This is a genomic window from Bacteroides sp. D1, assembly GCF_000157095.2.
Lineage (GTDB): Bacteria > Bacteroidota > Bacteroidia > Bacteroidales > Bacteroidaceae > Bacteroides > Bacteroides xylanisolvens.
Genome location: NZ_JH114350.1, coordinates 643,095 through 665,037 on the forward strand (window position 1 = coordinate 643,095; position 21,943 = coordinate 665,037).

The 21,943-nt window shown below is 46.1% G+C and carries 19 protein-coding genes and 2 pseudogenes; 18 read left to right on the forward strand and 3 right to left on the reverse strand.

The window, feature by feature from the left end:
• Nucleotides 1–96: 96 nt before the first annotated feature.
• The 11 genes and pseudogenes from BSAG_RS02355 (at nt 97) to BSAG_RS02310 (ending at nt 13,260) form a co-directional block, all read left to right on the forward strand.
• Nucleotides 97–468, forward strand: a complete 372-nt coding sequence (locus BSAG_RS02355) for a hypothetical protein (RefSeq protein ID WP_004314687.1) — start codon at nt 97–99, stop codon at nt 466–468.
• 36 nt (nt 469–504) lie between these two features.
• Entirely contained in the window at nt 505–1,803 is a 1,299-nt protein-coding gene (locus tag BSAG_RS02350) for a DUF3575 domain-containing protein (protein ID WP_004314686.1), read from the forward strand.
• On the forward strand, nt 1,800–2,852 hold the full coding sequence (locus tag BSAG_RS02345; RefSeq protein ID WP_004314684.1) for a DUF5119 domain-containing protein: 1,053 nt from the start codon (nt 1,800–1,802) through the stop codon (nt 2,850–2,852). The genes BSAG_RS02350 and BSAG_RS02345 overlap by 4 nt, the downstream gene beginning before the upstream one ends.
• A 68-nt stretch (nt 2,853–2,920) precedes the next feature.
• A complete protein-coding gene (locus tag BSAG_RS02340) occupies nt 2,921–4,204 on the forward strand; it encodes a fimbrillin family protein (RefSeq protein ID WP_008997749.1) in 1,284 nt (427 codons plus the stop codon).
• Nucleotides 4,205–4,300: 96 nt separating this feature from the next.
• The gene (locus tag BSAG_RS02335; RefSeq protein WP_004314946.1) at nt 4,301–5,506 is read left to right on the forward strand and encodes a fimbrillin family protein; all 1,206 of its coding nucleotides are present in this window, start codon (nt 4,301–4,303) and stop codon (nt 5,504–5,506) included.
• Nucleotides 5,507–5,541: 35 nt separating this feature from the next.
• Entirely contained in the window at nt 5,542–7,308 is a 1,767-nt protein-coding gene (locus tag BSAG_RS02330; protein WP_004314947.1) for a fimbrillin family protein, read from the forward strand.
• Nucleotides 7,309–7,550: 242 nt separating this feature from the next.
• Complete coding sequence (locus tag BSAG_RS02325; RefSeq protein WP_229077542.1) at nt 7,551–9,134, forward strand: fimbrillin family protein; 1,584 nt, start codon at nt 7,551–7,553, stop codon at nt 9,132–9,134.
• A gap of 150 nt (nt 9,135–9,284) precedes the next feature.
• Nucleotides 9,285–9,578: pseudogene (locus tag BSAG_RS25815) on the forward strand (nucleotidyltransferase family protein).
• A gap of 24 nt (nt 9,579–9,602) precedes the next feature.
• On the forward strand, nt 9,603–9,899 hold the full coding sequence (locus tag BSAG_RS02320) for a DUF86 domain-containing protein (RefSeq protein WP_004314950.1): 297 nt from the start codon (nt 9,603–9,605) through the stop codon (nt 9,897–9,899).
• A gap of 193 nt (nt 9,900–10,092) precedes the next feature.
• Nucleotides 10,093–11,658 carry a fimbrillin family protein gene (locus tag BSAG_RS02315; RefSeq protein WP_004314951.1) on the forward strand — a complete coding sequence of 522 codons (1,566 nt, stop codon included), beginning with the start codon at nt 10,093–10,095 and terminating at the stop codon, nt 11,656–11,658.
• A gap of 42 nt (nt 11,659–11,700) precedes the next feature.
• Nucleotides 11,701–13,260: a fimbrillin family protein gene (locus BSAG_RS02310; RefSeq protein WP_008018066.1), complete on the forward strand. Its 1,560-nt coding sequence runs from the start codon at nt 11,701–11,703 to the stop codon at nt 13,258–13,260.
• Nucleotides 13,261–13,508: 248 nt separating this feature from the next.
• On the opposite strand, the gene BSAG_RS02305 is transcribed toward BSAG_RS02310, so the two are convergent.
• The 3 genes and pseudogenes from BSAG_RS02305 to BSAG_RS02300 all read right to left on the reverse strand — a co-directional run bounded on the left by BSAG_RS02305 (nt 13,509) and on the right by BSAG_RS02300 (nt 16,193).
• Nucleotides 13,509–14,078, reverse strand: a complete 570-nt coding sequence (locus tag BSAG_RS02305) for a DapH/DapD/GlmU-related protein (RefSeq protein ID WP_008018064.1) — start codon at nt 14,076–14,078, stop codon at nt 13,509–13,511.
• A 53-nt stretch (nt 14,079–14,131) separates the two neighbouring features.
• Nucleotides 14,132–15,195, reverse strand: a pseudogene (locus tag BSAG_RS0223545) (alpha/beta hydrolase).
• Nucleotides 15,196–15,347: 152 nt separating this feature from the next.
• Complete coding sequence (locus BSAG_RS02300) at nt 15,348–16,193, reverse strand: helix-turn-helix domain-containing protein (RefSeq protein WP_004314956.1); 846 nt, start codon at nt 16,191–16,193, stop codon at nt 15,348–15,350.
• Nucleotides 16,194–16,577: 384 nt separating this feature from the next.
• Here BSAG_RS02300 and BSAG_RS02295 point away from each other — a divergent pair, with 384 nt between their 5' ends.
• From BSAG_RS02295 to BSAG_RS02270, 7 genes are all read left to right on the forward strand, one after another.
• Nucleotides 16,578–16,859, forward strand: coding sequence for a tetratricopeptide repeat protein (locus BSAG_RS02295; RefSeq protein ID WP_004307591.1), 282 nt, complete (start codon nt 16,578–16,580; stop codon nt 16,857–16,859).
• A gap of 54 nt (nt 16,860–16,913) precedes the next feature.
• Nucleotides 16,914–17,141, forward strand: coding sequence for a ferredoxin family protein (locus BSAG_RS02290; RefSeq protein WP_004297419.1), 228 nt, complete (start codon nt 16,914–16,916; stop codon nt 17,139–17,141).
• 11 nt (nt 17,142–17,152) lie between these two features.
• Entirely contained in the window at nt 17,153–18,235 is a 1,083-nt protein-coding gene (locus BSAG_RS02285) for a 3-methyl-2-oxobutanoate dehydrogenase subunit VorB (RefSeq protein WP_004297418.1), read from the forward strand.
• 7 nt (nt 18,236–18,242) lie between these two features.
• The gene (locus tag BSAG_RS24805) at nt 18,243–18,416 is read left to right on the forward strand and encodes a hypothetical protein (RefSeq protein ID WP_004297417.1); all 174 of its coding nucleotides are present in this window, start codon (nt 18,243–18,245) and stop codon (nt 18,414–18,416) included.
• Between the two features lie 12 nt (nt 18,417–18,428).
• On the forward strand, nt 18,429–19,193 hold the full coding sequence (locus BSAG_RS02280; RefSeq protein WP_004297416.1) for a thiamine pyrophosphate-dependent enzyme: 765 nt from the start codon (nt 18,429–18,431) through the stop codon (nt 19,191–19,193).
• Nucleotides 19,194–19,213: 20 nt separating this feature from the next.
• Nucleotides 19,214–19,756 (forward strand): 2-oxoacid:acceptor oxidoreductase family protein, encoded by a 543-nt coding sequence (locus BSAG_RS02275; RefSeq protein ID WP_004297415.1) that lies wholly within the window; start codon nt 19,214–19,216, stop codon nt 19,754–19,756.
• Nucleotides 19,757–19,877: 121 nt separating this feature from the next.
• On the forward strand, nt 19,878–21,929 hold the full coding sequence (locus BSAG_RS02270; RefSeq protein ID WP_008770903.1) for a putative porin: 2,052 nt from the start codon (nt 19,878–19,880) through the stop codon (nt 21,927–21,929).
• Nucleotides 21,930–21,943: the final 14 nt, after the last annotated feature.

Genomic DNA, 21,943 nt, shown 5'->3' on the forward strand with positions numbered 1-21,943 from the left:
CGCTGCTTAATTATGAACAACAGCCGTTACTTGGTAAGTAATTCAGACTGGTATTTCCGTTACTTGGTAAGTAACAGATAAATTAAAACGCAAAGTATGTTAACACAAGCCACACAAGCAGCAATAGCGATCCTGCATGATATTTCTACAGGTATCTACTTCCGTTCAGCCAACTTCCGGTTTACAGAGGAAGAATGGGAAAATCTGTTCCATAAATTAGAGGAAGGACATATTATACGATTGTTACCGAACTGTGAAGCAAACATAATATCATCCTACGTATTGTGCCGCTCCTTGAACGACCTTTCCTTATTAGATATACTTGAAGCATTGGGCGAACCTATTTATTGTATCCGCCCTACTCCCGAATCCCTCTATTTGCAGAATATGCAAGTCGCTCAAAAGACAGGCGTGCTCAACCAGGTTACGCGGATGCTTCTGACAGGAATCAAAATATCCGACTGGTAACCGTATAGTACACATAAAAATGACACACATCAACTTATGAAAAATAAACCTACATATTTAAAACGCCTCGCTTTTCTTTTCGGTTTACTATTATCCCTTTCTGCTGATATCTTTGCACAGAAGGGGCATACCGAAGAAATTTCTGTCAAGCCTGCCTTGCTTTATTTCCGCTTTGACAAAGCTTTGGTAGACAGTGGCTATATGGACAATGGACGCACATTACGCCGTTTAGATGAACTTTTCTCGGACAGTATTCCGACCGCACGGATAGATTCAATATACATACTGTCTTTCGCTTCGCCCGAAGGTGTTCCGTCCTACAACAACCGCCTAGCAATGCGGCGTTCTTATGCGGTGAGGAATTACCTGATATGGAAATATCCCCACCTCGACAAGTGCCGTATCCTTCCGTGTCCGCAAGGTGAAAACTGGCAGGAATTACGCCGTATGATAGCAGAAGACGCGAACCTGCCCAAACAAAAAGAAGTGTTGCAAATCATTGATTGCACACCGGAAACGGAAAAGCGCAAGGCGCAGTTGAAAAAACTGGATAATGGTATTCCCTACCATTACATCCGCCAAAAGATATTACGCTATTTGCGCAATGCTTCCATCTGTACGGTCAAATTATATGCCGATACCCTGCCGGCTCTACCCGAGCCTGTCTGTGTAAAGCCGGAATACCAACGGCAAGAACCGTATGCGCATAATCTGCCAAATCCCTTGACAGAAGAAACAAGGCGAACTATGGAGCAAGTCCGACAGCAGGAACAGCTTGCAAAAAATAAACGCCCGCTATTTGCCTTGAAAACGAATCTTCTGTTCGACGTCGCCATGATGCCGAATATAGAAATAGAAGTCCCCATCGGCAAACGTTGGTCCATAAATGGTGAATATATGTTCCCGTGGTGGCTGTTCGACGGCGACAAGTACTCCATGCAAATCCTTATGGGCGGTCTGGAAGGCCGCTACTGGTTGGGAAGCCATCAGAAGCGCGAGAATAGCGAAGTGCTGACCGGGCATTTCTTCGGGTTATATGCCGGAGGAGGTAAATACGACCTTCAGTGGAAAGAGAACGGTTATCAAGGAGAATTCTTTATTGCTGCAGGCATCAGTTACGGCTGGGCAACACGGATTGCACGCAATCTGCACTTGGAATTCAATATAGGTATTGGTATGCTACGTACCGATTACCGGCATTACCATGCACGGGACAACTACCAGACCTTGCTCTGGCAGGAGAATGGCAAATACACCTGGTTCGGCCCTACAAAAGCCAAGCTCTCTCTCGTCTGGCTGTTGAACCGTAAAGTGAGGAAAGGAGGTATAAAATGAGTGATAAGTGGTTAATAACAAGCAGCGGACAGCTACTGTTCTTCTGTCTCTTATGTGTTTCCATCCTGCTTGTCTCCTGCGAGCGTCGTGACCTGACCTACTATGAAGTATCGGAGATTACCCTAACTGCCGACTGGAATGATTCGGGATTGGACGACAAAGAGCAAAAATACGGTGCCACAGCCGTGTTCTATCCGCGGAATGGCGGCGAACCGAAAATCTTCATGATGGGTGACCGTTCGGGCGACGCAGTACGCCTGCCGATGGGAGTGTATGACATCATTGTCTTCAACCGTTCGTTCAACGATTTCAGCAACATTGCTTTCCGTGGCAACAGTTATGAGACACTGGAAGCATACGCCCGCAAAGTGGAGACGCGTGTGGACAAAAAGACACGTGTGGAAACACGCACAATCATTTCCTCACCCGATGAATTGGCGGCAGCCACGCTGGAAGGTTTCACTGTTACGGAAGATATGCTGGGAAATTATAGCCAGACCACCTACGGGCGGACGGCTCCTTCACGCTCGTCGGAAGAGACGCCGGACGGACTTTACCACCTTCATTTCGTTCCGAAAAAGCTGACCCGCGAAGTGTCCGCCGTGCTTCATATAGAAGGACTGAACAACATACGTTCAGCAACCTGCCGCTTGGGCGGGGTGGCAGAATCTATTTTCCTTGCAACAGGAAAAACATCCGCCAACACGGTGACGCAGGAGTTCACACCGTCAAATCCGGAATTCTCGCCCGGTTCTCCTTTCAACGGTACGTTGAGTTGTGAGTTTGAAATATTCGGTCTCAACGTTATTGATAACAACAACCTGCATCTGGATGCATTACTGGTGGATGGAAAAACTGAATTTGAAGGGGATTGTACCAACGTAAAAATAACGGAAAACGACGACGGAACAGGGAGCGTCACGCTTATTCTGGAAGCCAGTACTGAAAAAGTGCCGGACGTAAAACCAGAAGGAGGAGCCGGTTCCGGCTTTGATGTGGACGTAGACGGATGGGGGAACGAAATCAATACGGATATTCCCATCAATTGACTCTATAAAAATGAATGTGCAATAAATTTATTAATATATAAACAATGAAAAACTAAAGCTAAGAAACAATGAAAACGATTAACGCTATGATGTTATCGCTTGCGGCACTGACGATAGCAGGCTGCTCGCAGAATGAAGTGACAGAAATCAGTCCGGACGCTCACCCGCAGGTGGGATTCGGTGTGTACACAGGAGTACCAACCAGAGGTGTGGACATGACTACGGAAAGTATGAAGGATGATCCGACAGATGCCAATAAATATGGTGGATTCGGCATCATGGCCTACTTTACGGGACAAGATAACTTTGAAACTGTAAAGACCACGGTAACCCCCAGCTTCATGCACAACCAGATGGTAAAGTTTGACGGAACCAACAATGTCTGGACGTACTCTCCGGTGAAATACTGGCCGAACAGACAGAATGACAAAATTTCTTTCTTCGCTTATGCACCTTATGAGAGCGACTGGCAGAACGGCAGCAAATCAGGAGTAATCACCTCGGCAGCCACTGCTCCGGGTATCCCCTACATCAAGTTTAAGCTCCAAACAACGGACAAACTCGACAAGATGGTGGATCTTGTGGTTGCCGACCAGCGTGACAAAACGTATACGGCCGAAAATGGAGGCAAGATCAGCTTTACCTTCGAGCATACGCTCTCGCGTATCTCCTTCCGCGCACAGTTGGGAGCCGGTGACTTCGATGGTATGGACGGTACGAACAGTTTCGTTTATATCACCCACATGTGGATTGTAGGTACGGACCACAGTGCTGACGGCAGTAATCTTTCGCTGATAGACCCGGCATCGCCCGTTAATGCGAATTCCAAATTCTACACCAGTGCCAAATGGTCTGAACTTCACTGGAACTATGAGGCGGATGCCACTATTGCCCAGGCAGACTTCAGTCTCGACAAGATGCTGAACCTGGAAAGTCCGGGTATCGATATATCCACCCCCGCCGCAGGACATGACGCACGTACACAAGGTATCCGAATCACAAAAGCGTCACAAGGGACAGCAGAGAAGGCCGTTCCGCTTTTCAAGGATAAAGAGTACCTTTATCTGATTCCGGTAGGAGAAAAGAGCGGCACAGATCTAACCCAAAATAAGGGTTGTGCCAAAGGAGACATCAAGATAGGTTTCCATTACGATATCGTGTCCAAAGATGCGACTAATGCCGGCAAATTCATTGCCAGCCATGGGGAAGCTTTCATCGAGCTACCGGCAGGACACATGAAACGTAAGGAGTCTTATTTGTATACTCTGAAAATCAATCTGCATAAGATTGAGATTAGTGATGCTACGGTCACTCCATGGGAAGATATCAAAACGGAAGCAACAGTAGAATAATCAACCGCTGATTCCGGCAACCAAAGCCGGCACATCAGACCGGGCAGGGTTGAATGTCCCTTCCCGGTCACCAAAGAAAATGAAAAAAGAAGAAATATGAAGAATCGAACGATAAAAGCCGGACGGCTATTCATTCACAAAAACGGGATACGCGCCGGAGTCACCGTCTTTCTCCTGACGCTGCTCGCCGCATGCGGTGCGGACGACAACACGCCGGACATGCCGCAGGGAGACATTCCTCTGGACTTCGGTGTGTCCGTAGACCAGGCCGTCAGCCGTGCGGCAGAGACTACTGCTTCCAGCCTTTCCTCCATGGGGGTGTATGCCTATTATACAGGCAGCAGCAATCTGAGCACTTCGGACAAGCCCAACTTCATGTGCAACCAAAAGGTGGAGCGAACCAACAGTGCATCTCCCTGGACGTACTCACCCGTGAAGTACTGGCCCAATAATCCGGCAGATAAAGTGAGCTTTTATGCTTACGGACCTTACGCCCCAAAAGGGCTGAATGTGTCCGGCACCACACAAAGCGGTCCTCCCACCATGGAGTACACAATACAAGGTGCGGAAGCCGACCAGGCAGATTTGGTCATTGCCGGCGCGCTGCCGAACCAGACGTATGCGAGCAACAACGGAAAGGTGAGCTTTAAGATGTTCCATGCCCTGACGCGGGTGGATATTAATGTGACAAACGTGGATAAGGCGACGGGGATGACAATTACAGTTTTTACAATGGGCAGTTTATTGGATGGAAAAAGACCCCTTCCTTATGATAACGAGGAGTGGAACCTTTTGACAGGTGGTAGTGGGATTCTCACTAAGGTAACCTGTATTCCCACACGCCTCCCATACAGTCCTGCCACAGACGGAACGAAAACAAACCTCGCCACTTTCTTTGTCATGCCCATCCGTAAAGGATTAGCTTACAAGCCTTCCTTTAAGATTGCTTACACGACCCCCGGCAATGTACCCTCCGGCGAGGCTCCGGTGCAAACAATAGAATGGAACGATAAAATTCCTTCGCCCGAAACATGGACTATGGGGGCGCATATCAGCTATAATTTCAAGCTTGAGAAGAAAAAACTCACCATCACCACTTCTACCCATCCCACATGGGATGATGCCGGGACGGGCACCGTCACCGGAAGTGTAGTCATCACCTACGCTGTCAATCCTTCCGACCCCAATTGGGGGACGGGCGGCTCGGGCTCGGTGAACGGCAAGCCCGTGGTAACCCACAGCACCGTGCGGAACGACGTGCAATGGGAGGACGGGGGAACGGAAATCGTGGAAAAGAGTTGATTCCAAGTCGTAAATCCTACTAAAACAAGATAACAATGAGATACATCAAGCACTTATTCGTCCGTTCTTTCTACCAGTGCGCAGCCCCCGCCCGCCTTGCCTTGCTCTGCGCCGGTTTCGCAGCACTGGGCGGTTGTACCAACGAAACCGACAGTGCCGGCGGATCATCCACGGCAGACAGTCACATTCCCCTTGCCTTGGAGATAACGGCAAGCGGCTTCACCGGACAGCCGGACGCCTCGCCTGACACCCGCGCTTCGGAACAGGATAATTATGACACTTGGTTTGAGGAAACCGACGCCATCGGCCTCTTTGCCGTAAGGGGCATCGGTACGCCGGCCGCCGCCATCGTGGATGGCATCAACAATTCCAAGCTGACATACGCCCCCGCCGCCGACGCTTCGCATAAGCCAACGTGGCAACCGGCAGATGCCGCCACCACCTTATATTATTATGCGGACGTGACCTATATCGCCTACTACCCCTACAAAGATGGCATCGCAATAGACCCCACACAAAGCGCGGCCACTATCCTTGCCTCCTTTTCCGGGAAGACGGAACTGCAACCCGCTGCCGACCAGTCCACCCCCGAAGCATACGCCGCCAGCGACCTGATGACCGCCGACGGCACGGCCACCGATACCGCCGACCCCAGCCGGAAGTTGCTGTCGCTTACCTTTACCCACAGCTACTCGCTGCTGGTGTTGAAAGCTATTGACCTGTCGCCGAAAGACTTCGTGGCTCCCGACGGGGCTTTTGTTTATCCTCCGAAAGTAACTGCACCTTCCTCTGATGTAGATGCAACCGATGCGGTGCTCAACGGTATAAAAATGCGCAAAATGGGTGATGGAAAATTCTATGCTATCGTCAAACCGGCTTCGGGTGACATTCCGATAAAAGGAAGTTATACAACGAATAGTGCGCTTATCGTTTATGACGGTTCGTTAGTTGCTCCGGGATTGGAGGCAGGCAAGAAGCACGAATGGACGGTGACAGCGACGTTGCCTTATGATAGCAACCCTGTGGAACGAGCCCTAAAACCCGGTGATTTTGTTTTCCACAACGGAAGCGATATAGAAATCTATCCCGGTGACGGGGCTGTTGACACAAACGGAAGAATACCGAATTATACCAATGCCATAGGGATTGTAGCAACATGCAACCCGCAGAGAATGTCGGCAACTGATAGGAGTAAGGGATGGACACATGCTTACGTAATGGGATTGGAAAATATCAGTGGAAGTTTGCAGTGGAGTAATGTTTCCGTTGATGAAAGTGTTATTGCCAATACTTCTCCATTGATTGAAGGCGCGGAGAATAATATGGATGGCTATACAGAAACGGAAGCTATGCTAACGGAACGTGCAAGTAAAGGTGATTTGGGCAACTATCCGGCTTTCAATACGGTAAACACTTACCGGAACAATAATGCTGTTCCTGCTGCTTTGACGGGAAAGCGCAGCCCATGGTTTATGCCCAGTGTAGGACAATGGTTTGATGTGATGGTGAACTTGTGTGGCAGGTCGCCAAAAACGTTTCGTAATAATACCAATTATAATTGGAGAGATGAGACTTACGGAACTGAAATGTGGGAAACGATCAACAAACAGTTAAGTAAGATCAACAAACCATTGACTTACATTGCATGGAACTCTGCTCATTACTTGTGCAGTTCGGAACAAGATGCCGGCAAATCTTGGATAGCCGGATTTGAAGAATATAATATCCATGTTGTTGTGAACGGTGCAAACAAGAATTTGGCGGAATGGCAGAGAACGGTCCGTTGTTTTTTCGCTTTCTGATTATCAATTTACAAAAATAAAGTTAGATAATAATGAGAAATATAATCAAACATCCTTTTATCAACCTCATCTTCTTCGTGGCACTGTTTGCCTTTTCAGGCTGTACGAATGAAATGGAACCAGATATCGCCGGAAACAGCAATCTTCCCGCCGACGGCACGCCCCTCACCGTCCGCGCCACGGCAAGCGGCTTCCAAGCCCCGGCACAGCCCGGAGGCAGCCCCGCCACCCGCACCCCGGTGATGGAGGCCACGAGCACCAAGTTCCAGACGGGCGACGCCATCGGGCTCTTCTGCGTGCGCAAAAACGCATCTGGCACTGAATACATATCAACGGACATCTACAACCTCAAGATGACCTACACCGCAGCAGCGGACGGAACCGGCACCTGGGAAGCTCCTACAGCGGTCTCCGCCCCACTGCTCTATACCGATGCGGTGGCCTACTTTGCCTACTATCCTTATACGGACGCACTGACCACTGCCTCCGTGAACAACGAGCAGGACATCCGCAACTGGCTCAAGACCAATAAACCCTTGGCAACCGATATGCTTACGAAGGAGGTATTCACAGCCAACGACCTGATGACCGCCACCGCCCTGCCTTCGCTGGCCGATGCCGACCGCGGAGCACTGGTGCTGAACTTCAAGCACGAATATGCATTATTAGTGATAAAGCCCATGTTAATGAGCCCATGTATTCCTCCCACAGGGGTAACGGCTTACGGCTATCATGCCGAAGCCCGGAAATGGGGAATAGACAGGAATGTAGTACAAGGTGGCGGAGATGACTTCAAGATGAAGATAAACAACAGGAAAGCCAGCGAAATGAGCGACGGAACCTACCGCATACTGACGCAAGCCACAAACACCGGTTCTTCCATTGGATGCGAGTACACTACGTATGATGATGACTTAGGGCTGTGTCCGGTCACCGCCACCGGTTCCGCCATTTCCGGCGGCTTTCAGGCCAATACGTGCTACACATTGGAAGTGCACTGCACAAGTCGTACAGGAAGTACTGCTGTAGAACGCGCGCTACAACCGGGTGACTTTGTATATCAGCATAACGGCAAAATCGAGATTTATCCTGTCGACGGAGCGGTGGATGCCGGTGGAAAAACACCGGACTATGCCAACGCCGTAGGGATAGTGATGACGTGCGATCCCACAAGGATGACGGATGCGGGATGCAACGCAAAGGGTTGGAATCATGCGTACGTAATGGGATTGGCTAACATTTCCTCCGGGCAGAAGACCTTGTGGATGAAAAACGGTCACTCATTATCGACTCCTTACCCTTACCCACCGGTTGCGGATATGAATACAGCGGAAACTTACATGAACGGATATGCTGAAACAGAAACGATGTTGGGAAAAACGCCTCTCAGTGACTACCCTATATTTGCGGCATTACAACAATACCGGAATGATAACGCCGTGCCTGCCGGCATAAATCGCAGCCCGTGGTTCATCCCGAGTATAGGTCAATGGTTTGATGTAATGATAACCCTTTGCGGGAAATCACCGTATGATTTTGTTTCAGTTGGAGAATGGGGTATCTGGCAGTCGGACAACAGCCAAAGAATTGAAATGCTGGGTAAAGCAAATAATTACTTGGCTAAAATTGGCACCACATTTCTTATGCCATCTTCTCCTGAAGAACATGAGATCGGTTTTTGGCTAACTTCCCATTTCGCTAATCAAGGTATATGGGCGTTCTATGGTACCGATAGAAGCGGTGTGTTTGCGATAGAATCTACGTATGGAAATTTAGAAAACTATGACGTGCCTGTTGCCGTCGCCCGTCCCTTCTTCGCCTTTTAACCGGAGACCGGGAGCGTAGTACATCAAAATATCCTTTGCAACTTTCGTTCGCTTATGCAGACCTGTTGCTTGAAATATCGCTCTTTGACATGCTGGAAACGGAAATTATGATTATCTTTGCAAGCATAGCAAAGTAAAAATTATAGAGTTATGAAATCAACTGCTGAAATATTAGAACTTCTCCGCATATATAAAACACAGTTTGCGAGTAAATACGGTTTCAAGCGTCTCGGTGTATTCGGTTCCGTAGCGCGAGGAGAGCAAACGGAGCAAAGCGACGTTGATGTTTGTTATGAAGGCGAGCCGCCATCACTTCTCACCTAGGAACATATACAGAGCGAGCTTGAAGAGCTACTGGGTTCCCCGGTAGATTTAATAAGAATACGTGAGCGAATGAACGCGCGCTTGAAACAAAGAATCTTAAAAGAAAGTATTTATGTATGATAAAGAATTGGCGCTCAACAGTTGATGATTACCCAACGGGCAGCTGTAGCTGCTACCCCGGATGATTTTTTATTATCGCCGGATGGTATGTTGCGTTTGGATGCTATTTGTATAAACCTAATCGCATTGGACGAAGCTGTGAAAGGTTTGGATAAAATAACAAGAGGTGAATTGCTCCCCGGATATCCTGAGATATATTGGAGTGGAGTAATGAAAATGCGTAATAAGATAGCTCATCATTATTTTGAAATGGATGCTGAAGTTGTATTCAAGACCTTAAAAGAAGACATTCCGATGATGCCCCCATTGTGCACCGCATGATAAAAGAAGTTAGTAGCAGTTTATAAACTTTGTAGTAGAATAATTTCCGTCCCGCCCGCCTCTCCCTCGTGAGAAGCGAGCGGGACGTTCCGTTTCCAACAGGTTGAAGGTCCGTCGTACCAGATAGGTGCTATCCTCGTGTGACGGGAAAAATAAACATGATTAGGAATATGATAAAAAAGACAAGATAGTTATGACGTTTAAAAACAAACATTCCTTCATCAGTGGCTTCCTTGGCGCCGCCCTCCTCATCGCGAGCAGTTGCGCTTTGGGAGGCTGCACGGAAATAGCAGATGAGCCGCAGGGCATCGACGATGCAGGCAACGGCACGCCCCTCACCATCCGCGCCACTGCAAGCGGCTTCGTTTCCTGCGTGCAGGGAGACACCCCCGCCACACGCACACCCACTGAGAACGGCTACACCACGGAGTTCAACGACGGCGACGCCATCGGCATCTTCGCCCTTAAAGAGTATGCAACGCCCGATGTAACTCCCGTTGACGGGGTGTACAACCTCAAGCTGGTCTACACCAAAGCCGCGGACGGCTCGGGAAGCTGGGCGCCCGCCTCTGGCGACACGCACGTGCTGTACAGTTACGACGACCTGGTTTACGTAGCCTACTATCCTTACCGGGAAGGAATCACTATCAAACAAGACATCGAGACGGAAATTTTCAAAGACCTGGCAGCCAACGCCAAGCTGCAACCCGCCGCCGATCAGTCCACCCTCGCCGCCTATACCGGCAGCGACCTAATGGCAGCCTTTGCCCGGCCTGCGACCGACCCTACGGATGCCAACAAGAAGGTGCTGACGCTAGCGTTCGAACATCTGCATGCGTTGCTGGTGCTGAAAACAAATAAGTTGTTCAATTGCACGCCCCCTGCCGGGGCAGGCTTTGAATATAGCGATCCAATGCTGGGGGCAGACGCTACAGCCAAAGACGCTGTCATAAATGGCATCAAAGCATTACCTATGGGTGACGGTACGTTCCGTGCCATTGTGAAAACTGCTTCGGCAGATATTGTACCTACCGGAAATTACAAGACTACAGGAGATAAAACAGTTCTCTATACAGGTGCTTCACTGGCAGCAGCTACGTTCACTGCCGGTAAATACTACACCCAACAGGTGAATATGCTGGAATCTCCCGATGAAAGTGTTATTCGCCCACTTCAAGAGGGTGACTTCTTCTGTAGCAATGGCAAGATTTCACCTTATGAGGCAAACTCTTTCAGCAGTCCCGTTATCGGAGTTGTTTTTTATGTAGGACGGCATCCGGAAGATAACGGTGTATATGTCGATAAAAATGGAAACCCGATGGAAGTACACGGATATGTGATTAATCGGTCAGAAGGGACAGACCAATGGCACAATGGCGGTGGTACTGACTTTGGCACTTATAAAAGCACCACCGACTTTAATGGTTATTTCAATACAGATAAATTACAAGCAATCTCTGCCGGTTATAATGATATGATGACTTATGTAAGAAAGCAGACCAATTCACCCCAAACTACGAGCGGATGGTTTCTGCCTTCAATAGGACAACTGATTTATATAAAGAAGAAGTATGCAGAGGTAATATCTAAAAGTTTTGATAAGTGTGGCGGCGCCATGGGACGCGGATGGCAGCACCACTACTGGAGCAGTACGGAAGCGACTGCGGCAAATTCATATAACATTAATTGGGACTCAGGAACATACAGTCAAAAAAACAAAAGCTCAGGATCTATGGTACGTACCGCCTTAGCATTTTAATCCATCTATAAAAATTATTTTATAATAAAATAAGAGAACACTATGCCGTTAAAAAACAAAACATTCTTGTCTAATATTTGTCTCTATACCTTCCTTATCCTTGGAGGTGGTTGTACGGACGAGGCAGGTATGGAGAACATCGGAAATACAGATCGCCGCATCCCTCTTACCATCAGTGCAACGGTGAGTCGTTACACCGCCATTGATAAAAAAAATACCTCCGTCACCCGCACGCCAATCGAGAACGATTATACCACAGAATTTTCCGATGGTGATGCCATCGGCATCTTCGCCCTCAGGAATTTTGAAACGCCCAATGTAGCCACTATCGATGGTGTGTACAACCTCAAACTGGTTTATACAAAAGCAGCGGACGGAACGGGCAGTTGGGCACCTGCCACCGGTGATACACACGCATTGTACAGCTACGACGATAATCTCGCCTATGTGGCATACTATCCTTATCGGAACGGTATTACAATCAAACAAGACAATAAAGCGGAAATCCTCAAAGACCTGGCAAACAACGCTAAGCTGCAACCGGCCGCTGACCAGTCCACCTCCGCCGCCTATACCGGCAGCGACCTGATGGCAGCCGTTGCCAGCCCCACGGTAGACCCGGCAAATGCGAATAAGAAGATGCTTACGCTGAAGTTTGAACATCTGCATGCGTTGTTGGTACTCAAACCGATGGGATTAGTTAATTGCGTTCCCCCGGCAGGAGCAAGCTTTGAGTATGCCGGTGGGGTACTGAGGCTGGACGTTACTGCCAAAGACGCTACTATAAACGGCATCAAAGCCCTGCGTATGGACGACGGAACGTTTCGTGCCATCGTACCTTCCCCGGCAGGCGACTTTGTGCCTGCCGGGAGTTATCTAACGAAAGGTGACAAAACGATTCTATATACGGGGACCTCACTAACAGCCGGAAAGCTCGCTGCCGGGAAATACTACACTCAGCAGGTGGAAACAGCGGTCTATACCAACGGAAGCATAACCCGGGCGCTACAGGTGGGCGACTATTTTTGTAGCGATGGTAAGATTATTCCGGGCGAAACATCCATTATCAAAAGAACTTACATCGGGCTTGTCTTCAAGGTGGGGCGATTTACAGCGGATGATAGTGAATATGTCAATGGTAACGGAGAGCCGATGACTAACATTAATGGATATACAGTGGCACTGAAAGATGCAAATAATGGAGCAGCCATCAAGTGGGGGAACAAGAAGTTCGCTTTGGATTCCAATCGTAACGGAAGTAGTCCGTACGGATATTTTAATGGCTTTAAGATAACACAATTACTCAAAGCCGATGGTATAGGTAATTATCCGGCTGCTAATGCATGTATCAGCTACTCGCCTGCCGCAGATGCTAAAACCAGCGGATGGTTTTTCCCAGCCGGAGGACAGATGCTGGAGTTGAGAAATACAAGAGGAGAGTTAATCAAAAAAACTGTTTTCACTAATTATAATTCGGGCAGATATTGGCAATCCGTCCAAAATGGAAGTGGAGATTCGTGGAGTGTAGGTTTGACAAATGGTAACACTACTCAGTCCTATATATCGACGGCTTACTACGTACGTCCTATTGCTGCTTTTTAATATAGAATAAGATAACACTATGCCATTGAAAAATAAAACACTCTTATCTAATATGAATATAATGTAGAAACGGCTTATAACGTATCAATAAGGAAAACAGGCGTAACTGATTATATGGGTTCTAAACAATCTGCAGAAGGTAAGATATTTATTTCAACTACCTTACCTTCATTAGAGTTAGAACGCACCTTTATTAATTACAGTTTCTTCAGGTATAATTCCTATTTCATAAGGGAGCAGCCATTATATTATTCGCTTGTTTCTATCTTTTTGATGATTCGTGCCGGATTGCCGGCTACGATTGTCATCGCCGGAACATCTTTAGTTACCACGCTACCGGCTCCCACTATCGCTCCATAGCCAATCCTTACACCTGGAAGTATAGTCGAATTTATGCCAATCCAAACCTTATCTTCAATCACAATCGGACGTCCGTATGTGGCACTGCGGTTATCCGGATCCGGATCATGATTGATAGTTATCAAGTTGACTTTCGGCCCGATAAACACATCATTACCAATCGTAATACCACCTCGTCCGAAAAACGTACAGCATTGCTGGATGAAACATCGCTTACCAATATTGACAGGTTTACCATAATCAATGTAGAGTGGCGGCAGGACGGTGGTGGTTGCATCCAGTTCTTTGTCAAGAATACGTTCCATATATTCATGCACCTCTTCAGGCGTACGATACCCCGTGTTCATCTCGGTTGCAGTCTTTATGGTAGCGAAAATATCCGCAATCAGTTCATCATAACCCGGTTCATCAGGTGAGACCATCTCACCGCTCAAGTCTTTTGCAAAAATATCGTTCATCATTTAATTGTTTTAATTGTATATAGCTATTACTACTGTTTACTCATAATTTATTATTTCAGGTTCTTTCTGAAGAAGTCCTCCAATTTGTCGAAAGGAATCGTACGGTCGTAGAGATCAGTATGGTTCGCTCCAGGGATAATCATCAGTTCTTTATTATCACCTGTCAACTTTTGAAATAACGCGAATGGGCATTTTCACCATGAATAAGAAGTACGGGGCGGGAAATCTCATGAATATAAGCTAATAGCGGCATATTGATAAAAGACAGCGTCATCGTAGGACTCCATGCACCATTGGAATTGATAGAGCGAACATGGAAACCACGGTTAGTCTTGTAATAATCGAAATAATCCTTGACGAATTGTGGCTCTTCACCGGTGATGCTGTCAGGCAACCCAGGGACACCGGGAGTGATTGTACCACTCTGCGCGTCACGGGTACGGATAACATTCATCATCTCCCTTTTTTTGTTGCGGTCGTCGGCACTATCCTCTGCGTCAAAATAACCATTGGCATTCACACGGCTCATATCGTACATCGTCGAAGCCACTGTAGCCTTGATACGTGTATCCATAGCAGCAGCATTTAGTCCCATCCCACCGAAACCACAGATACCAATAATCCCGATGCGCTCTGCATCCACATCAGACAATGCTGTGAGAAAATCGACTGCTGCGCTGAAATCTTCGGTATTGATGTCCGGTGAAGCTACATTACGAGGTTCACCGCCACTCTCACCGGTATATGAGGGGTCAAATGCAAGAGTAAGGAACCCACGTTCCGCCATTGTCTGTGCATAAAGACCGGATGTCTGTTCCTTTACAGCTCCGAAAGGACCGCTCACAGCTATGGCAGCGAGTTTGCCTTCAACATTCTTTGGTTCGTAGAGGTCGGCAGCAAGTGTGATGCCGTAACGGTTCTTAAACGTCACCTTACGGTGGTTTACCTTGTCGCTTTGCGGGAACTTCTTGTCCCATTCTTGAGTAAGATTCAATGTTTCCATATTATCACTTGTTTCTTGATTTGTTTTACTATTTGTGCAGCCTGCGCCCGCAAGCATGACGGTTCCTAACAAGACTGCGATTGCCACGGATGTAAGATTCGTTGTTTTCATTCTGCTATTACTTAAATGGTTGTTGAATTATTCTTTCTTATTTTACAGCGCAAAGGTAAAGCAAAAGCCCCACAGCGGCATTGCTGTGAGGCTCAAATAGTATTGCTCAAAAGCTCAATATAAAACTATCCCGATTTACACAAATAAGAATTCTATGCAAATATGGCGGTCGGTGATATACCATATTGTTTCTTGAATGCGGTTGAAAAATGGGAAGGATTCTTAAACCCTACTTCTGCGTAGACGTCCACAACCTTTTTACCGCCTTCCTTCATCTTGTTGTAAGCCACCTCAAGACGCTTGCGAATAAGCCACTTTTCAGGTGTCAGGTCACTTATCTTCTTGAAGTCCCGCTTGAACGTGGCAAGGCTGCGCCCGGTATAATGAGCCATTTCCTCCATTGTGAACTCATACATGTAGTTCTCGCTCATAAATTCCAGGATATCTATTTTCCACGGCTCGTTGAAATCGAAAAGCGTCGGGGCAAACCGTTCATCTATATCCAACAAAGCGAGCAGACCTTCCTGTATCTTCAGATTCATAAAATCATCTTTCGGTTTTACTTCAGGATTGAAATAAGGTGTCATTGAAGCGAAAAGGCTTGCGAGTTCCACCGTTTGGGGCAGTTTTATCACACCCGAATCAAGTTTTGGAGTATTGACGGGTACTCTCCGCTGTCCCAATTTGCTATACATCTCACGTAAAAAACGACGTGTAAACATCAGGAAAATACCACAATACCGCTCACCGTTGTACGTTCTCTTATACATTGTTATATGATGATCGCGGGGGATAAAGACACATTCGCCTTTTCTGACATGAATTTGTTCTTTTCCATTATCGAGAATCATCTCACCTGAATACACATAGTTGATAGCATATTCACGAGAACGGTGTATACAACCGCCAAGGTCATCATAATAGAAGCTGTAAAATACATTGTTATAATTGAATATAAGCTTCATTGGTTCTACTTGTTCCGCATCGCCCTTAGTCATAACATTGAGTGTTTTTTTAATTTCCAATCGCAAATGTAACAAAAGAATTCTGTTTCTTAACGGCTCATTATCCTTTTATTTGTGTGAGGGTATTTGAACTATCTAACCGAATTGAATCTTTTGTGGGATGTACAGGAGTTTTCGCTGAAAAATATTCCTTAAGTAACAATCAGGGAAAGCTATAAATAAAAGCATAGGATAACCAAGCATCAGTGTACATAATGTGACAAAAAACGCAAAATTCAAATGAGTTCTCTTTCCCCTGACTATATATTCATAGAATATGCAATAAACTCAAAACGTTGCAAATTTCCGTCCTCATTTGCCCTGTTTACATAAATAAAAACTATCTTTGCGTTTCAGAATCCCGAAAGACGAAAAGAAATGGAGCAAATAGACAACCTAAAAGAGCTTATCAATCAGGGGGATGTGGACACAGCGATTAAGCAATTGGACCAGCTTCTCCAGGACAGTTCTGTCGAAAAAGAGAAAGATACTCTTTACTATTTACGGGGAAATGCCTACCGAAAGAAAGGAGATTGGAAGCAGGCACTGGACAACTACCAGTATGCCATCGAGATCAATCCGGACAGTCCTGCCGTTCAGGCCAGGAAGATGGCAATAGATATCCTCAACTTCTACCACAAGGATATGTTCAATCAATAAAAGAGATGTATAATCAATAACCGTACTCAAAGATAACGTAATAAAATAAAGATTATGGCAAAAATCAAAGGAGCAATCGTAGTCGACACGGAGCGTTGCAAAGGATGCAACCTGTGTGTAGTGGCGTGTCCGCTCGATGTAATCGCCCTCAATAAAGAGGTAAACATGAAAGGCTATAACTATGCCTGGCAAGTGAAGGAAGATACCTGTAACGGATGCAGCTCGTGTGCAACGGTTTGTCCGGACGGATGTATTTCAGTGTATAAAGTAAAAGTAGAATAAAAGAAAAGAATATGGCAGAAGAAGTTGTATTAATGAAAGGAAACGAAGCCATCGCCCACGCAGCTATCCGTTGCGGTGCCGACGGTTACTTCGGTTATCCTATTACTCCCCAATCGGAAGTGTTGGAAACGCTTGCCGAACTGAAACCGTGGGAAACAACCGGCATGGTAGTACTCCAGGCGGAAAGTGAAGTGGCAGCTATCAATATGGTATATGGAGGTGCAGGTAGCGGAAAGAAGGTAATGACCTCCTCTTCAAGTCCGGGTGTGAGCTTGAAACAAGAAGGAATCTCTTATTTGGCCGGTGCCGAACTTCCTTGTCTGATTGTGAATGTAATGCGTGGCGGTCCCGGATTGGGAACTATCCAACCCAGCCAGGCTGACTACTTCCAGACAGTGAAAGGTGGTGGTCATGGAGACTACAAACTGATTGCCCTCGCTCCGGCATCCGTACAGGAAATGGCGGATTTCGTAGCATTAGGATTCGAACTGGCTTTCAAATACCGTAATCCGGCTATTATCCTTGCCGACGGTGTGATCGGTCAGATGATGGAAAAAGTTGTTCTTCCTGCACAAAAGCCACGCCGCACGGAAGCAGAAGTAATTGAACAATGTCCATGGGCTGCTACCGGAAAAGCAAAAGACCGCAAACCTAATATTATCACTTCCCTTGAATTGAAACCGGAAGCCATGGAAATCAACAACCTCCGTTTTCAAGCTAAATATCGTGAAATTGAAGAAAATGAAGTACGCTTCGAAGAGATCAACTGCGAAGATGCAGAGTATTTGATTATCGCTTTCGGTTCAATGGCACGTATTGGCCAGAAAGCAATGGAACTAGCCCGTGAAAAAGGAATTAAAGTAGGTATCCTTCGCCCGATTACACTGTGGCCGTTCCCAACCAAAGCGATTGCTGCATACGCTGATAAAGTAAAAGGTATGCTCGTTACGGAACTAAATGCCGGACAGATGATTGAAGATGTCCGTCTCGCTGTTAACGGTAAAGTAAAGGTAGAACATTTCGGACGTCTAGGTGGCATCGTTCCCGATCCGGATGAAATTGTAACTGCCTTGAAAGAAAAAATAATCAAATAACGAAACAATGAATCCCGATAAAATAAGAAACGTACTGAACATCCTATTTATGATATTGGCTGTTGCAGCCATCATCACCTACTTTGTAGCAAAAGATGATTTCAAAATGTTTATCTACGTATGCGGCGCGGCAATCTTTGTCAAGCTGATGGAGTTTTTTATACGGTTCACCAACAGATAAGGAGATGAAGTTATGACTAAAGAAGAAATAATCAAACCCGAGAATCTGGTTTACAAAAAACCGACTCTGATGAACGATAACGCCATGCACTACTGCCCGGGTTGCAGTCACGGTGTGGTACACAAACTCATTGCCGAAGTCATTGAGGAAATGGGTATGGAAGATAAAACCGTGGGAATCTCTCCGGTGGGATGTGCAGTGTTTGCCTACAACTATCTCGATATTGACTGGCAGGAAGCAGCACACGGACGTGCTCCTGCTGTGGCGACTGCTGTGAAACGCCTGTGGCCGGACCGCCTTGTTTTCACTTATCAGGGCGACGGTGACTTGGCTTGCATCGGTACAGCCGAAACAATCCACGCTTTGAACCGTGGTGAAAATATCACGATTATCTTTATCAATAATGCGATCTATGGTATGACAGGCGGCCAGATGGCTCCGACTACACTAGTAGGCATGAAGAGTTCGACTTGTCCTTACGGACGTGACGTTGAACTTCACGGCTATCCATTGAAGATTACTGAAATCGCAGCCCAACTGGAAGGAACTGCTTATGTAACCCGTCAGTCCGTACAATCCGTACCGGCTATCCGTAAGGCTAAGAAGGCAATCCGCAAGGCTTTTGAGAACTCCATGAACGGTAAAGGTTCCAATCTGGTAGAAATCGTTTCCACTTGTAGTTCAGGCTGGAAGATGACTCCGGAGAAGGCGAACAAATGGATGGAAGAACACATGTTCCCATTCTATCCGCTGGGTGATTTAAAAGATAAAGAATAACGCTAAAAGTCAACAGAACAATGAAAGAAGAAATAATTATAGCAGGATTCGGTGGACAAGGCGTATTGTCTATGGGTAAGATTCTGGCATATTCCGGTTTGATGGAAGGCAAAGAAGTGACTTGGATGCCCGCTTATGGTCCCGAACAACGAGGTGGAACAGCCAACGTTACAGTTATTGTAAGCGATGACAAAATATCCTCACCGATTCTTAGTAAATACGACGCTGCCATCATTCTGAATCAGCCTTCACTCGAAAAGTTTGAAAGCAAAGTGAAACCCGGTGGTATCCTGATTTATGACGGTTACGGAATTATCAACCCTCCTACCCGCAAGGATATTAAGGTATATCGTATCGACGCAATGGATGCAGCCAACGAGATGAATAATGCCAAAGCATTCAACATGATCGTACTTGGCGGATTATTGAAGCTTCGCCCCATCGTAACGTTGGAGAATGTTATCAAAGGACTTAAGAAAACCCTGCCGGAACGCCACCATCACTTGATTCCTATGAACGAGGAAGCTATCAAGAAAGGTATGGAGTTAATCCGTGAGGTTTAATTAACAGATAATGTACAATGGATAATTGATAATTATTAGCTACGTATAGTACGTATGCAACATAATTTTCAATTATCCATTATCATTAAATCAATTAAAGTAAGTATCTTTGCCTCCAATTATGAGACGAATCTTACTATTATATATAATCTTTTCCGTTATAGGTTTGACAACTGTCCATGCACAGTTCGATAATGGTCGCCAGAGAGTGGACGAAAACGGATACGACCAATACGGTAACCAGGTGGACCCTGCCATGATTCCGGACAGACTGGATAGTGCAAATGTAGAAGTACAGGGGTTACCTCCGAAATTATATATGTGGCGTATTAATAATCAGTTGGGCGACCGGACTATCATCCCGGCGGATACTGCTTATCACCACTTCCAGAATTCAAATCTTACCGAAGGACTTACCGGACATTATAATTATCTGGCCAATATGGGTTCTCCCCGTATGTCACGCATCTTCTTTGAACGTCGTGATCCGGAACCGACTATCTTTATGGAGCCTTTCTCCAGTTTCTTTATTCGTCCTACGGAGTTCAATTTCACCAATAGTAACGTACCTTATACCAATCTGACGTATCATAAAGCCGGTAATAAAATAAACGGAGAAGAACGCTTTAAGTCTTATTTCTCTGTCAATGTAAACAAGAAGCTGGCTTTTGGTTTTAACATAGATTACTTGTACGGACGAGGATATTATAATAACCAAAATACGGCTTATTTCAATGCGGCAATTTTCGGTAGTTATATCGGCGACCGCTATCAGATGCAAGCTATATACAGCAACAATTATCTCAAAACAAATGAAAACGGAGGTATTGAGGACGACCGATACATCACTGCTCCTGAAGAGATGGCACAAGGCCAAAGAGAATATGAATCAACCAATATCCCGACCGTACTAAGTGCAACAACCAACCGTAATCATGACTTTTATGTATTCCTAACCCAACGTTACAATCTGGGATTCAGCCGCGACATACCGCAGGCCGAAAATGACACTACTCCAGCCAAACAAGAGTTTGTGCCGGTCACTAGTTTTATACATACCATTCAGGTAGAGCGTGCACGTCATAGCTTCAACTCTGATGATGACATGCGTGAAAAGAACTATTATCAAAACACCTATTTGGAACCGGATAATCCGATTGCCAGAGACAGTACTACCTATATGGGTATCAAGAATACCATAGGTATTGCTCTACTCGAAGGATTCAATAAATATGCCAAAGCCGGACTCACGGCATTTGCTTCCTATAAAATCAGCAAGTATACTCTTATGAATATGGAGGGGAATCCGTTGCCCGACAAATACAATGAAAATGAAATATTTGTTGGAGGCGAATTATCCAAACGTGAAGGAAATGTACTTCATTACCATGCCATTGGTGAAGTGGGACTCGCCGGAAAAGCAATCGGACAATTCAATGTAAAAGGAGATATCGACCTTAACTTTCCGTTATGGAAAGACACTGTGAGCCTTATAGCCCGTGGTGAAGTCAGCAATAAGCTTGCGCCTTTCTATATGCGTCATTATCATTCCAAACATTTCATGTGGGACAATGATATGGACAAAGAATTTCGTACCCGTATTGAAGGAGAATTAAGCATTGCACGTTGGAGAACACGCTTGAAAGCAGGAGTTGAAAACATAAAGAACTACACTTATTTCAACCAACAAGCAGTGCCGGAACAGAAAAGCGGAAGTATACAGGTGTTGTCAGCAAGTCTTAATCAGGACTTCAAGCTGGGAATCTTCCATTTAGATAATGAAGTAACCTGGCAAAAGTCCAGCGACCAGACCGTATTGCCTTTGCCTGATCTTTCGCTGTATCACAATTTCTATATGCAGTTCAAGCTGGCAAAGAAAGTGCTTAGTGTACAATTGGGTGCCGACGTGCGTTATTTCAGTAAATACAATGCACCCGCTTATATGCCGGCTATCCAAAACTTCTATTTGCAACCGGAAAATGACCAGGTAGAGATAGGAGGTTATCCGATCGTGAATGTATACGCAAACTTACATCTAAAGCGTACACGTTTCTATGTAATGATGTATCACGTGAATCAAGGTATGAGCAGCCCGAATTACTTCTTGTCTCCTCACTACCCTATCAACCCGCGTGTACTGAAATTCGGTCTTTCATGGAATTTCTATGATTAACAAAATCTATACGG

Coding starts and splice junctions, on each gene's coding strand:
- BSAG_RS02355 (WP_004314687.1), top strand. CDS start 97: ATGTTAACACAAGCCACACAAGCAGCAATAGCGATCCTGCATGATATT.
- BSAG_RS02290 (WP_004297419.1), top strand. CDS start 16,914: ATGGCAAAAATCAAAGGAGCAATCGTAGTCGACACGGAGCGTTGCAAA.
- BSAG_RS24805 (WP_004297417.1), top strand. CDS start 18,243: ATGAATCCCGATAAAATAAGAAACGTACTGAACATCCTATTTATGATA.
- BSAG_RS02325 (WP_229077542.1), top strand. CDS start 7,551: ATGGAGGCCACGAGCACCAAGTTCCAGACGGGCGACGCCATCGGGCTC.
- BSAG_RS02345 (WP_004314684.1), top strand. CDS start 1,800: ATGAGTGATAAGTGGTTAATAACAAGCAGCGGACAGCTACTGTTCTTC.
- BSAG_RS02340 (WP_008997749.1), top strand. CDS start 2,921: ATGAAAACGATTAACGCTATGATGTTATCGCTTGCGGCACTGACGATA.
- BSAG_RS02300 (WP_004314956.1), bottom strand. CDS start 16,193: ATGACTAAGGGCGATGCGGAACAAGTAGAACCAATGAAGCTTATATTC.
- BSAG_RS02285 (WP_004297418.1), top strand. CDS start 17,153: ATGGCAGAAGAAGTTGTATTAATGAAAGGAAACGAAGCCATCGCCCAC.
- BSAG_RS02335 (WP_004314946.1), top strand. CDS start 4,301: ATGAAGAATCGAACGATAAAAGCCGGACGGCTATTCATTCACAAAAAC.
- BSAG_RS02320 (WP_004314950.1), top strand. CDS start 9,603: ATGATTACCCAACGGGCAGCTGTAGCTGCTACCCCGGATGATTTTTTA.
- BSAG_RS02305 (WP_008018064.1), bottom strand. CDS start 14,078: ATGAACGATATTTTTGCAAAAGACTTGAGCGGTGAGATGGTCTCACCT.
- BSAG_RS02295 (WP_004307591.1), top strand. CDS start 16,578: ATGGAGCAAATAGACAACCTAAAAGAGCTTATCAATCAGGGGGATGTG.
- BSAG_RS02350 (WP_004314686.1), top strand. CDS start 505: ATGAAAAATAAACCTACATATTTAAAACGCCTCGCTTTTCTTTTCGGT.
- BSAG_RS02280 (WP_004297416.1), top strand. CDS start 18,429: ATGACTAAAGAAGAAATAATCAAACCCGAGAATCTGGTTTACAAAAAA.
- BSAG_RS02330 (WP_004314947.1), top strand. CDS start 5,542: ATGAGATACATCAAGCACTTATTCGTCCGTTCTTTCTACCAGTGCGCA.
- BSAG_RS02275 (WP_004297415.1), top strand. CDS start 19,214: ATGAAAGAAGAAATAATTATAGCAGGATTCGGTGGACAAGGCGTATTG.
- BSAG_RS02270 (WP_008770903.1), top strand. CDS start 19,878: ATGAGACGAATCTTACTATTATATATAATCTTTTCCGTTATAGGTTTG.
- BSAG_RS02315 (WP_004314951.1), top strand. CDS start 10,093: ATGACGTTTAAAAACAAACATTCCTTCATCAGTGGCTTCCTTGGCGCC.
- BSAG_RS02310 (WP_008018066.1), top strand. CDS start 11,701: ATGCCGTTAAAAAACAAAACATTCTTGTCTAATATTTGTCTCTATACC.